The sequence below is a fragment of the Streptomyces sp. NPDC045287 genome, assembly GCF_056432325.1.
The window spans coordinates 208010-221082 of the sequence record NZ_JBWKJG010000011.1 but is presented as its reverse complement, the minus strand read 5'-3'; the positions used below and the strand labels follow the sequence as shown (position 1 = coordinate 221082).

At 74.8% G+C, this 13073-nt stretch carries 10 protein-coding genes; 7 read left to right on the top strand and 3 right to left on the bottom strand.

What is annotated here, in order from left to right:
* Positions 1 to 81 precede the first annotated feature (81 nt).
* On the top strand, positions 82 to 459 hold the full coding sequence (locus AC07D6_RS20005; RefSeq protein ID WP_479046102.1) for a hypothetical protein: 378 nt from the start codon (positions 82 to 84) through the stop codon (positions 457 to 459).
* Between the two features lie 368 nt (positions 460 to 827).
* On the opposite strand, the gene AC07D6_RS20000 is transcribed toward AC07D6_RS20005, so the two are convergent.
* A complete protein-coding gene (locus tag AC07D6_RS20000) occupies positions 828 to 1496 on the bottom strand; it encodes a MerR family transcriptional regulator (protein WP_479046210.1) in 669 nt (222 codons plus the stop codon).
* A gap of 154 nt (positions 1497 to 1650) precedes the next feature.
* Between AC07D6_RS20000 and AC07D6_RS19995 the strand changes: the two genes are divergently transcribed.
* The 4 genes from AC07D6_RS19995 (at position 1651) to AC07D6_RS19980 (ending at position 5338) form a co-directional block, all read left to right on the top strand.
* Positions 1651 to 3198, top strand: coding sequence for a flavin-containing monooxygenase (locus AC07D6_RS19995; protein WP_479046100.1), 1548 nt, complete (start codon positions 1651 to 1653; stop codon positions 3196 to 3198).
* Positions 3195 to 4172: an alpha/beta fold hydrolase gene (locus AC07D6_RS19990; protein WP_479046098.1), complete on the top strand. Its 978-nt coding sequence runs from the start codon at positions 3195 to 3197 to the stop codon at positions 4170 to 4172. Before AC07D6_RS19995 ends, AC07D6_RS19990 begins: the two co-directional genes overlap by 4 nt.
* Complete coding sequence (locus AC07D6_RS19985; RefSeq protein WP_479046096.1) at positions 4169 to 5050, top strand: SDR family oxidoreductase; 882 nt, start codon at positions 4169 to 4171, stop codon at positions 5048 to 5050. Before AC07D6_RS19990 ends, AC07D6_RS19985 begins: the two co-directional genes overlap by 4 nt.
* 96 nt (positions 5051 to 5146) lie before the next feature.
* Entirely contained in the window at positions 5147 to 5338 is a 192-nt protein-coding gene (locus AC07D6_RS19980; protein WP_479046094.1) for a hypothetical protein, read from the top strand.
* 336 nt (positions 5339 to 5674) lie between these two features.
* On the opposite strand, the gene AC07D6_RS19975 is transcribed toward AC07D6_RS19980, so the two are convergent.
* Together AC07D6_RS19975 and AC07D6_RS19970 are read right to left on the bottom strand one after the other, a co-directional pair.
* Positions 5675 to 5923: a hypothetical protein gene (locus AC07D6_RS19975; protein WP_479046091.1), complete on the bottom strand. Its 249-nt coding sequence runs from the start codon at positions 5921 to 5923 to the stop codon at positions 5675 to 5677.
* An 81-nt stretch (positions 5924 to 6004) separates the two neighbouring features.
* A complete protein-coding gene (locus AC07D6_RS19970; RefSeq protein ID WP_479046088.1) occupies positions 6005 to 9718 on the bottom strand; it encodes a S41 family peptidase in 3714 nt (1237 codons plus the stop codon).
* Between the two features lie 156 nt (positions 9719 to 9874).
* Here AC07D6_RS19970 and AC07D6_RS19965 point away from each other — a divergent pair, with 156 nt between their 5' ends.
* Together AC07D6_RS19965 and AC07D6_RS19960 are read left to right on the top strand one after the other, a co-directional pair.
* A complete protein-coding gene (locus AC07D6_RS19965) occupies positions 9875 to 10450 on the top strand; it encodes a TetR/AcrR family transcriptional regulator (RefSeq protein ID WP_315880746.1) in 576 nt (191 codons plus the stop codon).
* Between the two features lie 169 nt (positions 10451 to 10619).
* Positions 10620 to 12920 (top strand): MMPL family transporter, encoded by a 2301-nt coding sequence (locus AC07D6_RS19960; protein WP_479046085.1) that lies wholly within the window; start codon positions 10620 to 10622, stop codon positions 12918 to 12920.
* Positions 12921 to 13073: the final 153 nt, after the last annotated feature.

Below are 13073 nucleotides of genomic sequence, written 5' to 3'. Positions count from 1 at the left end.
AAACCGCCGCAGGAGGGGCGGGTGGCACCGCACCGGTCGCCACCCGCCCGCGGCAGCCACCGGAAGGACGGGAGACAGGGCGTGGTCGCGGAACGCTTGACGGTCGGGCAGTGGTGGATCGTGGCGCTCGCCGTCTCCGCGCTGGTCCCGGCGGCGTTCTACTTCTGCCTCAGGAGCGGGAAGGGCGCGGCGTACTCGCTGGTGGCGCCCGCCCTCGGAGCGCTCGCCGTCCTCGGGCACGGCCGACTGCGGGGCCACGCGGAGAAGGAGGCCCTGGTCATCTTCTCCGTCGCCCTCCTCTCGGTGGCCCTCCTGCTCGTCGCCATCAGGCCGGACGTACGGACGTACGCGGAGAAGGCCCGGCGCGGCGAGGAGCACGTGATCCCCAAGTGGAAGGTCAACCTGTACGCGGTGCTGACGCTGGCCTTCGCGGTCGCGGTCATGGTCCTGCTGCTGTAGGCGTCGGCCGGCCGCCCGAACCCCGCGCGGCGGGGCCGGTACGGGGCCCGTCCGGCACCGGTACGGCTCGTCCGGCGCGGGTACGGCTCGTCCGACGCGGGCGCGGGTACGGCTCGTCCGGCACGGGCGCGTCCCGTCCGGGGCGGCGCGGATGCCGGCGGACGGCTCCACCGGCGTGGCGTACCGGCGCGTCCCGTCCGGTGCCGGCCACCCCGCCGGTCCCTTGTCGCCGGCCCGGCCCGCAGGTCCCGGCCCGCAGGCCCGCCCAGCCGGCCCCGGCCCGCCGGTCCCGCGCCGCGGCCGTCTCCCAGGGGAAACGGCACCCCGCGGGCCCTCCCGCGGCACCCCGCGGGCCCTTCCGGGGGCGCCTAAGCTCCCCGCGCCGCGCCGTCGCGCGCCTCGTGGCCCTCGCGCGCCTCGTCGCTCCCGCGCAGGCGGCGGTCCAGCGCCATCGACAGCTCCGCGTCCACCACGCTCTTGGCGAGCGGGCGCAGCCGGTGCGCGTCCTCGTCGCGCGCGTGGGTGTGGAGCAGGTCCGTGAACAGCTTCGCGAGGGCGTCCGCGTGGACGCGCACGTCGCGGGCGGCGCCGAGCACCGCCGCCAGCGGGACGCCCTCCCGCACCAACGCGGACGACACCTCCAGCAGTCGGCGGCTGACGTGGACGATCTCCTCGCCGTCCGTCGCGAGGTAGCCCAGGTCGAGGGCGGCGGCGAAGTTCTCGGCGCTGACCTGGTCGCCGAAGTGGTCGGCCAACTGCTCCGGGGTGAGCCGTACGGGCTCCTCCTCCGTGGGCTCCCCGAGGCCCAGCACCTCGCCCACGTCCCGGCCGCTCTCGAAGGCGGCGGCCAGGTCCGCGATGCCGTTGAGGGTGTGGCCGCGCTCCAGCAGCGCCGCGATGGTGCGCAGCCGGGCCAGGTGGTGGGGGCCGTACCAGGCGATGCGGCCCTCGCGGCGCGGGGGCGGTATCAGCCCGCGCTCGCGGTAGAAGCGGAGCGTCCGGGGGGTGATGCCGGCCGCTTCGGCCAGTTCCTCCATGCGGTATTCACGGTCCTCACCCTCGTTCGCCACGCCGGCAAGCCTATAGACGTACCAGGGGTAACTTCCTCGCCCCGCCCTCTACCGCCGGGTAGGGAGCTGCTCTACCCTCCGGACAGTGCCAGTGATTGCTGGCAGAGTCTTGGGAGGCGGCATGAGCGACCACGCGCGCGAACACGTACGAGTGGCGGTGATCGGATCCGGCTTCGGCGGCCTCGGTGCCGCCGTCCGGCTGCGCCGCGAGGGGATCACCGACTTCGTCGTCCTGGAGCGGTCCGACGCGGTCGGCGGCACCTGGCGCGACAACAGCTACCCCGGCTGCGCCTGCGACGTCCCGTCGCACCTGTACTCGTTCTCGTTCGCGCCCAACCCCGACTGGCCCCGCACCTTCTCCGGGCAACCGCACATCCGCGCGTACCTGGAGCGCGTCACCGACACCTTCGGGCTCCGGCCCCACCTGCGCCTGGGGCACGAGGTGCTGACGGCGCGCTGGGACGCGGACGCCGTGCACTGGGAGATCGAGACCTCGCGGGGCACCCTCACCGCCGACGTGGTCGTCTCCGCGACCGGGCCGCTGTCCGACCCCAAGATCCCCGACGTGCCGGGCCTCGACGGCTTCCGCGAGGCGGGCGGCAAGGTCTTCCACTCCGCCCGCTGGGACCACGACTACGACCTGACCGGCAAGCGCGTCGCGATGATCGGCACCGGCGCCTCCGCCATCCAGATCGTCCCCGCCATCCAGCCGGAGGTCGGCCGCCTCTCCCTCTTCCAGCGCACCCCGCCGTGGGTCATGCCGCGCGTCGACCGCGCCGTCACCGGCGCCGAGCGCTGGCTCCACCGGCAGCTCCCGTTCACCGGCAAGGCCCGCCGGGGCCTGCTGTGGGGGATCCGCGAGCTCCAGGTCGGCGCGTTCACCAAGCGGCCGGAGGCGCTGGGCCTGGTCGAGGCGCTCGCCAAGGCCAACATGCACCGCGCCGTGAAGGACCCCGCCCTGCGCGCCAAGTTGACCCCGTCGTACCGGATCGGCTGCAAGCGCATCCTGCTCTCCAACGACTACTATCCGGCCCTCGCCCGCCCCAACGTCGACGTCGTCGCCGCCGGACTGACCGAGGTGCGCGGCCGGACCGCCGTCGGCGCGGACGGCTCCGAGGCCGAGGTCGACGCGATCGTCTTCGGCACGGGCTTCCACGTCACGGACATGCCGATCGCCGACCGCGTCGTCGGCGCCGAGGGCGTCACGCTCGCGGAGGCGTGGAAGGACGGCATGGAGGCGCTGCGCGGCGCGACCGCCGCCGGGTTCCCCAACTGGATGACGATCATCGGCCCCAACACCGGGCTCGGGAACTCCTCGATGATCCTCATGATCGAGTCCCAACTGAACTACATGGCCGACTTCCTGCGCCGGCTGGACCTCCTCGGCGCGGGCCGGGCCCTCGCTCCCCGCCCGTCCGCCGTCGCCGCGTGGAACCGGCGCGTCCAGGCGCGGATGGAGCGCACCGTGTGGAAGTCCGGCGGCTGCGACAGCTGGTACCTCGACGCCAACGGCCGCAACACCACGCTGTGGCCGGGCACCACGGCCGAGTTCCGGCGCGCGACGCGGAGCGTGGACCTCGGCGAGTACGAGGTGGTGCGGGCGCCCGGGAGGGCCGGCACGGCCCCCTCGGAGCGGGCCCCGCGCGGCCGTGAGGAGGCCGCGGCGTGAACCCCACCCCGTACGCGGCGGCCACCCCGCGCACCCTGACCGCCACCTCCGCCGACGGCCAGGCCCTGCACGTCGAGGTGTACGGCCCCGAGGGCGCCCCCGCCGTCGTCCTGGCCCACGGCTGGACCTGCTCCACCGACTTCTGGACCGCCCAGGTGCGGGACCTCGCCACCGACCACCGCGTCGTCGTCTACGACCAGCGCGGCCACGGCGCCACCCCGCCCGCCGCCGGCCCCTCCGGCTACTCGACGCGCGCCCTCGCCGACGACCTGGAGGCGGTCCTCACCGCCACGCTCGCCCCCGGCGAGAAGGCCGTCCTGGCCGGGCACTCCATGGGCGGCATGACGCTGATGGCCGCCGCCGGGCGCCCCGCCCTGCGCGCCCACGCCGCCGCCGTCCTGCTGTGCAGCACCGGCGCGTCCCGGCTGGTCCCCGAGTCCCTCGTCGTACCGCTGCGCGCCGGCGCCCTGCGCACCCGGATCACCGGCGCGGTCCTCGGCGCCCGCGCCCCCCTCGGGCCGGTCACGCCCGTGTCGAAGGCGATCCTCAAGTACGCCACGATGGGCCCCGGTTCGGCGCCCGACCGGGTCGCGGAGTGCGCCCGCATCGTGCACGCCTGCCCGCGCGCCGTGCGCGTCGCCTGGTCGCACGTGCTCGCCGGGCTGGACCTGGAGGCCGACGTGCGCGCCTTGGACGTGCCCACCGCGGTCGTCGCGGGCGCCGCCGACCGGCTCACCCCGCCGGTCCACGCCCGCGCGCTCGCCGCCGCCCTGCCGCGGTGCGTCGGCCTCGACGTGCTGCCCGGCATCGGGCACATGACACCCGTCGAGGCGCCCGAGGCCGTCACGGCGCGCCTGCGCGAACTGTCCGCGACGTACCTCGGCGACGGCACCGGAGGTGACGACGCCGGACGCGGTGACGCCGGGCGTGACGACACCGGGCGTGACGACGAGAGGGAAGAGGAAGCCGTATGAGCAAGGTCAGCCTGGAAGGTCAGGTCGCCGTCGTCACGGGGGGCGCGCGCGGCGTCGGCGAACTGCTGGCGCGCAAGCTCTCCGCGCGCGGAGCGCGGGTCGCGCTCGTGGGGCTCGAACCGGACGAGCTGAAGCGGGTCTCGGAGCGGCTGCACACCGAGAGCGACTGGTGGCACGCGGACGTCACCGACCACGAGACGATGGCGCGGGTCGCGTACGAGGTGAAGGAGCGCTTCGGCAAGGTGGACGTCGTCGTCGCCAACGCCGGCGTGGCGACGGGCGGCCCGTTCGCGGACTCCGACCCGGTCGCGTGGCGGCGCGTCATCGAGGTCAACCTCGTCGGCGGCGCCGTCACCGGGCGGGCCTTCCTGCCCGTCCTGCTGGAGAGCCGCGGGTACTTCCTCCAGATCGCGTCGCTCGCCGCCGTCACACCGGCGCCGATGATGACGGCGTACTGCGCGTCCAAGTCGGGTGTGGAGGCGTTCGCGCACTGCCTGCGCACCGAGGTCGCCCACCGGGGCGTGCGGGTCGGGGTGGGCTACCTGTCGTGGACGGACACCGACATGGTGCGCGGCGCCGACCAGGACGACGTCATGCGGGAGCTGCGGCAGCGGCTGCCGTGGCCGGCGAACCGCACGTACCCGCTGGGCCCGGCCGTCGACCGGATCGTCGCGGGCATAGAGCGGCGCTCGGCCCACGTGTACGCCCAGTGGTGGCTGCGCGGCATGCAGTCCGTACGGGGCTACCTGCCGGGGGTCATCACGGCGGTGGGCCGGCGCGAGATGCGGCGCTTCGAGCCCCGGCTGGCCGGCGTGCCGAAGGGGCTGGTGGGCGCGGGCGGCGCCGCCGACGAGCGGGCGCGTGCGGAGCGTAACTGATCGAAATGCGCGGCGTGTCCGCTCGTGCCAGGCTGGTCGACGCGGGGCCGGTCACGGCTCCGCGTCCCCCCACCCCGTGTAGGAGTGAAACCCGGTATGGGCATCTCTGACCAGTTCAAGGAAAAGGCCGAGCAGTTGCAGCAGCAGGGCAAGCAGCGCGCGCAGGGCGTGAAGGACGAGGCGCAGCAGCGCATGCAGCAGCGCAAGGGCAAGCAGCAGGGCAAGCAGCGCACGCAGGACGACACGACGCGCGACAGGCAGGGCGCGGTGGACGACGACGACATCTGACCCCGCCACCCCTTCCGCTGTGCCCCGGACGGCCCCACCCGCCCGGGGCACACGCGCGTACGAGCCACCCGGACCCGGCGCGGGGCCCGCTCGGGAAGCGCCGGACGGGCAGGCGACCGCCCCACGCGGACGGCGCCCGGACCCCGCCCCCCGCGAAGCCGCCCGGCCCGGGACCCCCGGCCCCCCGGAGGACCCGCCCCGCGCCGCGCCCGCCCCACGCCGCGCCCGTCACGCACCGTGCCGTCGTCGTGCCGTCCCGAACTCCCGGCCGTACGGGGTGAACAGGCCGCCGTCGCGCCGGTGACACCGGTCGTGCGGCTCCGGTGGAGGGCCCGGTCACGGGATGCCCCTCCACATCCAGGGCCGCGGGCCGTGGCGTCCGCGCAGGCAGTCGACCCGGTGTCGGGCCTGACCGGCCCAGTCCGGGTTGCCCGCCGCGTGCCGCACCGCGCAACTCGCCGTGCGCAGTTCGCGGATGCCGGCGAGGGCCGCGTAGCCGGGCCACTCCGTCACGTCGAAGCCGTGGGCGTCGCAGAACCGGCGGTGCTCCGCCGAGGTGACCGCCCCCGTGGTCGGACTGCGCACGGCGGTGGGGACCAGGTCCCAGTAGGTGCGGCGGGCGCCCGGGCGGGCAGGGCGGGGGCCGCGGCGGGTGCCGGGCGCCTCCTACGGTCGCGGCGGCAGCGGCGGGCGGGAGAGGTTCGGGGTGGCCGAATAGTCCGGGGGGCTCGACGGGGGGTGCTTCTTCAGGAGCCCCAGCGCCAGGTCGACCGCGTCCGCGAGCTGGCGGTGGCGGCCCTCCGCCCAGTCCAGCGGGGTGCGTTCGATCTCGATGTCCGGCTCCACGCCGTGGTTCTCCACGTCCCACCCGTACGCCTCGAACCAGGCCGCGTTCATCGGGACCGTGATCACCGTGCCGTCGCCCAGCCGGTGGCGGCCCGTCATGCCGACGACGCCGCCCCAGGTGCGCTGCCCGACGACCGGGCCGAGGCCCTGCAGCTTGAACACCGCCGTGATCATGTCGCCGTCCGACGACGTGGCCTCGTCCGCGAGCGCGACGACCGGCCCGCGCGGCGAGTTCGACGCGTACGACACCGGCTGGGCGTTCCGCGTGAGGTCCCAGCCCAGGATCCGGCGCGTCAGCTTCTCGACGACCAGCTCGCTGATGTGCCCGCCCGCGTTGCCGCGCACGTCCACGATGAGCGCCGGCCGCGACACCTCCAGCCGCAGGTCCCGGTTGAACTGCGCCCACCCGGAGCCGCCCATGTCGGGGATGTGCAGGTACCCGCACCGGCCGTCGCTCAACTCCCGCACGACCTCGCGGCGCTTGGCCACCCAGTCCTGGTACCGCAGCGGACGCTCGTCGACCAGCGGCACGACCGCCACGCGCCGCGGCCGGCCCGTCTCCCCGTCCGCCGGGCCGAACGTCAGCTCCACCGTCGTCCCGCCCGCCGCCGAGAGCAGCGGGTACGGCCCGGTCACCGGGTCCACCGGCCGCCCGTCCACGTGCGTGAGGACCGCGCCCTCCCGGATGCCCGTACCGGCCAGCGGCGAACGCGCCTTGGAGTCCGACGAGTCGCCCGGCAGGATCCGCTTGACGACCCACTTCCCGTCCCGGCACACCAGGTTCGCGCCGAGCAGCCCCATCGCGCGCTGGTAGTGCGGCGGGCCCTCGTTGCGTCGCGCGGGCGTGACGTACGCGTGCGAGGTGCCCAGCTCGCCGAGGACCTCCCGCAGCAGGTCGGCGAACTCGTCGGGCGACGCGACCCGCTCGACGAGCGGCCGGTACTGGTCCAGGACGCCGTCCCAGTCGATGCCGGCCATGCCCGGCTCCCAGAAGTGCGCGCGCGTGATGCGGCCCGCCTCGTCGTACGCCTGCCGCCACTCGGCGCCCGGGTCCACCTCGTGCCGGATGCGCCGGGCGTCCACGTACACCGTCGTGTCGGGGTCGCCCGTCTCGTTCGCGGGCTGGGCCCGCAGCTCGCCCTCGTCGACCACGACGAGCCGCGTCCCGTCGCCGCTCACCGCGAACCAGTCCAGGTGCGCGACCAGCTCCGTCTTGCGCGCCTTGGTGAGGTTGAAGTGCTCCAGCGTCGGCCGCTCCGACGGGTCCGACGGGTTGACGAACGTCTCGCCGAGCGCGCCCGAGATGGGCCAGCGCAACCACACCAGCCCGCCCCCGCTCACCGGGTGCAGCGACGAGTACTTCGACGCGGCCACCGGGAACGGCGTCACCCGGCTCTCCAGGCCCTCCACCTCGACCAGCACGGTCCCGTCGCCCGCCTGCTCCTCCTCGCCCTGGTCCAGTCCGCCCGCCGCCGGGCGGCCCTCCGGGGAGAGCGCGAACGGCGACGGCGTCGTCGACGCCAACGGCACGAGGTACGGGCGGCAGCCCAGCGGGAACGACAGGTCGCCGGTGTGCACGTCGTACACCGGGTCGAAGCCGCGCCACGACAGGAACGCCAGGTAGCGGCCGTCCCGCGTGAACACGGGGCTCTCGTCCTCGAAGCGGCCGTTGGTCACGTCGACGACCAGGCGGTCCTTGATGCGGGCCATCTTGATCTGCCGCAGCGACCGGCCGATGAACGGGTGCGACCAGGTCAGCCACGCCCCGTCCGGGGAGAACGCCAGGTCGCGCACGGGGCCGTTCTCCGAGCGGATCAGCTCCGTCACCACCCCGGCCGAGTCCGCCGGGTCGGCCGGGGCCGCCGAAGTTGCCGTGTCGGCCGGGGCCGCTGTGCCGGTTGAGGCTGTGGGGGTGTCTGAGTCTGCTGGGCTCGCCGGGCCGCTTGAGGCTGTCGGGCCCGCCGAGTCGGCTGAGGCTTCCGGGCTGTTTGAGGCTGCCGGGTCCTCCGGGTCGGCTGAACCGGTGGGGTCCGCTGAGGCCGCCGGTCCCGCCAGGCCGCCCCCCGGTTCCTCCGGGTCCGCCGAGGCCGCCGAGGCCGCCGGGTCCGCCAGGCCGCCCGGTTCCTCCGGGTCCGCCGAAGCCGCCGGGCCGCCCGGCGCCGAAGGGCCACCGGCCTCCGCCGAGCCCTCCGCCGCTCCCGAGCTCCCCGGCTCCGCCGGGCCGCCCGAGCCCTCCGGCCGCACCGGGTCGGTGATCCGCCGCAGGCGCCCGGTCCGCACCGGGCCCGCCGCCTCCACCGCCTCCTCCGACACGTCCAGCAGCAGCAGCCGCCCGTCGTGCGACGCGATGGCGAGCCGCTCCCCGTCCGGGTCGGAGACCATCTCCAGGACGCGCCCCAGCCGCCCCGCGGCGAGCCGGCGCGGCTCCCGCTGGCCGCTGGCGCGCGGCAGGTACGCGATCTCGACGGCGTCCTCGCCCTCCGCGTCCGTCACGTACGCGACGCGCCCGCCGTCCAGCATCTCCGGCAGCCGCACCCGCACCCCCGGCGTGTCGGCGATCGACCGGGCCGGCCCGTCGCGGTGCGTGAGCCAGTACAGGCTGCCGCGCACGCAGACGGCGCTGGCCCGCCCGGTCTCGTCGACGGCCACCGACTGGAGGTGCAGGGCGGCCGGCACCTGGTAGGTGCGCCGCCCGGCGCGCGGCCCGCCGAGCCGCACCGCCAGCTTGTGCGGCCGGGAGTCGGGCGCCAGGGAGTCCACCATCCACAGGTCGCCGGCGCACTGGTAGACGACCCGGCGCCCGTCGGAGGAGGCGTGCCGGGCGTAGAACGCGTCGTGGTCGGTGTGGCGCCGCAGGTCGGAGCCGTCGGGCAGGCACGAGTAGAGGTTGCCGACGCCCTCGTGGTCGGAGAGGAACGCGATCCGCCCGCCCACGAACATCGCACAGTCCAGGTGGCCGCCGAGGTCCGGCAGCAGCCGTTCGCCGTGCAGCCACAGCCGCCCGGTCGCCCCGCCCCGGTACCGCTTCCAGGCGGCCGGCTCGTGCGGCGGCTTCCCGGTCAGCAGCAGCGTGCGGTGCTCCCCGTCGACGTCGGCGACCTGGATGTCGGCGCACGGCCCCCACGGGAGGCGGCGGCCCGGGCTGCCGTCGACGGACACCTTGTACGCCCACGAGAAGTGCGAGAACGGCTGCCCGTGCGACGCGACGGCCAGGATGTTGCCGTCGGGGTCCCAGCCGCACACGCGGGTGTCCAGCGACCCCCAGTACGACAGCCGCCGCGCCGGGCCGCCGTCGACCGGCAGGAGGTGGATCTCCGGGTCGAGGCTGCGCCAGCTCGTGTACGCGATGTGCCGCCCGTCCGGCGAGAAGCGGGGGTGCCCCACTCTCGTCCGGTCGACGGTGAGCCGCCAGGCACGGCCGGGGGATCCGCCCCCGGCGACGAGCGGGGCGAGCCACAGGTCGTCCTCGGCCGCGAAGCAGAGGAGGTCGTCGTGGACGTGGGGATACCGGAGGTACGCGCCGTCACTGCTCACACGTTCATGCTTTCCGCGCGGCGGGAACGCGGCAACTCGACCGGCGCATCGACCTGGTGTTCGTGACGAAGCCCACGTACGAAACGGTTTCGTTTCGCTCGCGGCCCGCCTTACGCTTGAGGTGTACGAAACCGTTTCGTTCGGATGGAATCGCCCATGGCCCGCAGCAGACTCACCCCGGAACGCGAGTCGGAGCTGTACGAGACCGTCATCGACCTCCTCGGGGAGGTCGGCTACGACGGGCTCACCATGGACGCCATCGCCGCCCGCACGCGCTCCAGCAAGGCCACCCTCTACCGCCAGTGGGGGAGCAAGCCCGAGCTGGTCGCCCAGTCCCTGCGGCACCACAAGCCCGTACGCATCGCGGAGATCGACACCGGGTCGCTCCGGGGGGACTTCCACGAGATCATCGGGAGCTCCGACGACTGCCGCATGGCGAAGGACTCCGCGATGATGCGGGGCCTGGCCCACGCCGTCGGCGAGAACCCCGAACTCCACGAGGCGCTGCGCGAGCTGCTGATCGAACCCGAGGTGACCGGGCTCGACCAGATCCTGCGCCGCGCCGTGGAACGGGGCGAGGTCGCCGCCGACAACCCGGCGCTCGGCCTGGTCCCGCACATGATGATCGGCGCCGTCGTCGCCCGTTCCTTCATCGAGGACCGCCCGGTCGACCAGGCGTTCCTCACCGCCTACGTGGACGCCGTCGTGCTCCCCGCCCTCGGCGCCCCCTGACCCGCCCGCCCCGCCGGGGGCGGACCACCCGGGTCGGCCGGCCCCGGCGCTCCCCACGCCGGACCGCGCCACCGCCCCGGAACCGCACTACCTGACACGTACCGCTCACGCTGTCGGGCCGACTCCCCAACGTCCTGCCCCGTCCCACACACCTCGGGAGTACGCCCCAGTGGCCACGTTCCTCTACAAACTCGGCCGGTTCGCCTTCCGGCGCCGCCATCTCGTGACCCTCCTGTGGGTCGCGCTCCTGGCCCTCGCCGGAGTGGGCGCCGCGTCCGCGCCGGCAGCCACCTCCAGCTCCTTCTCCATGCCCGGTACGGAGGCACAGAGGGCCTTCGACCTGCTGGAGGAACGATTCCCCGGCGGCAGCGCCGACGGCGCCACCGCCCGGGTCGTCTTCAAGGCGCCCGACGGGCAGAAGATGACCGACCCGGCGAACAAGGCCCGCGTCGACAAGGCCGTCGCGGACCTCCGCGCCGGCTCCGACCAGGTCGCCAACGTCACCGACCCGTACGCCGCGCAGGCCGTCTCGCGTGACGGCACCACCGCGTACATCCACGTCTCGTACGAGGTCAACGGCATGGAGCTGACCGACGCGACGCGCGACGCGCTCCAGGAGACCGGCGCCGAGGCGCAGGACGGCGGCCTGACCGTCGAGATCGGCGGCGACGCCCTCCAGACGATGCCCGAGACCGGCACGGGGGAGATCATCGGCGTGATCGTCGCCGGGATCGTCCTCGTCATCACCTTCGGCTCGCTCATCGCGGCCGGCCTGCCGCTGCTCACCGCGATCATCGGCGTCGGCATCGGCGTCTCGTCGATCACCGCCCTCGCCAGCGCCCTGGACCTCGGCTCCACCACCGCCACCCTCGCCACGATGATCGGCCTCGCCGTCGGCATCGACTACGCCCTGTTCATCGTCTCCCGCTACCGCGCCGAGCTCGCCGAGGGCCACGACCGCGAGGAGGCCGCCGGCCGCGCGGTCGGCACCGCCGGCTCGGCCGTCGTCTTCGCCGGCCTGACCGTCGTCATCGCCCTGGTCGGCCTCGCCGTCGTCAACATCCCGATGCTGACGAAGATGGGCGTCGCCGCCGCCGGCACGGTCGCCATCGCCGTACTGATCGCGCTGACCCTCATACCGGCGCTGCTCGGCTACGCGGGCGGGCGCATCCTCGGCCGCAAGGCCCGCAGGGCCGACAAGGCCCGCAGGACCGGCGAGACCGGCGAGGCCCGTGAGACGGTCGCCGGCCGGGAGGCCGCGACCGCCACCGGTCCCGGTGAGGCCGGCGGAACCGAGGGAACCGGCGGTACGGGCGGGGCCGAGGGGGCCGCGCCGAACGCCGGGACCCGCTGGGCCCGCTTCATCCTGCGCCGCCCCGTCGCCGTCCTGCTCGTCGGCGTCGTCGGCCTCGGCGCGCTCGCCGTGCCGGCCGCCTCCCTGGAGATGGGCCTGCCCGACGACGGCGCCCAGCCGACCTCCACCACCCAGCGCCGCGCGTACGACCTGCTGTCCGACGGTTTCGGCCCCGGCTTCAACGGCCCGCTGATGGTCGTCGTGGACGGCGACAAGGACGCCGCCGCCCGGGCCGCCGACACGATCAAGGGCCTCGACGGCGTCGCCGCCGTCACCCCGCCCACCCCGAACAAGGCCGGCGACACGGCGATGATCACCGTCGTGCCGAAGGACCGCCCGTCGTCCACGGCCACCGAGGACCTCGTCCACGACATCCGCGACGCGACCGGCGACAACGTCCTCGTCAGCGGCCAGACCGCGATGAACATCGACTTCTCGCAGAAGATGAACGACGCGCTGCTGCCCTACCTGGCGCTCGTCGTCGGCCTCGCCTTCCTGCTGCTGATGGTCGTCTTCCGGTCCGTGCTCGTACCGCTCAAGGCCGCCCTCGGCTTCCTCCTGTCGGTGGTCGCCGCCCTCGGCGCCGTCGTCGCCGTCTTCCAGTGGGGCTGGCTCGGCTCGGTCTTCGGCGTGGAACAGACCGGCCCGATCATGAGCATGATGCCGATCTTCATGGTGGGCGTCGTCTTCGGCCTCGCCATGGACTACGAGGTCTTCCTCGTCACCCGCATGCGCGAGGCGTACGTCCACGGCGAGCGGCCCGGCGAGGCGATCGTCACCGGCTTCCGCCACGGCGCCCGCGTCGTCACCGCCGCCGCCGTCATCATGATCGCCGTTTTCGCGGGCTTCATCGGGGCCAGCGAGCAGATGGTGAAGATGATCGGCTTTGGTCTCGCGGCGGCCGTCCTGTTCGACGCGTTCGTCGTCCGCATGGCCATCGTCCCGGCCGTCCTCGCCCTGCTCGGCCACAAGGCGTGGTGGCTGCCGCGCTGGCTGGACCGCGTCCTGCCGAACGTCGACGTCGAGGGCGAGGGCCTGCGCAAGGAGCTCGCCGGCGGCACCGGCCACCCCGGCGACCCGGACGCCGACCAGGAACGGGAACTCGTACGGGCCTGACGCCCCGGGGCGAAGCCCTTCGGGCGGGGCGCCCCCGAGCGGGGCGCCCCGGGCTGACGCTCCGGGGTGGGGTTCCTCGGGCGGGCCCCTCTGACGGGTCCCCTCGGCCGGGGCGCCCCGGGCCTGACGCTCCGGGTGGGGTCCCTCGGGTGG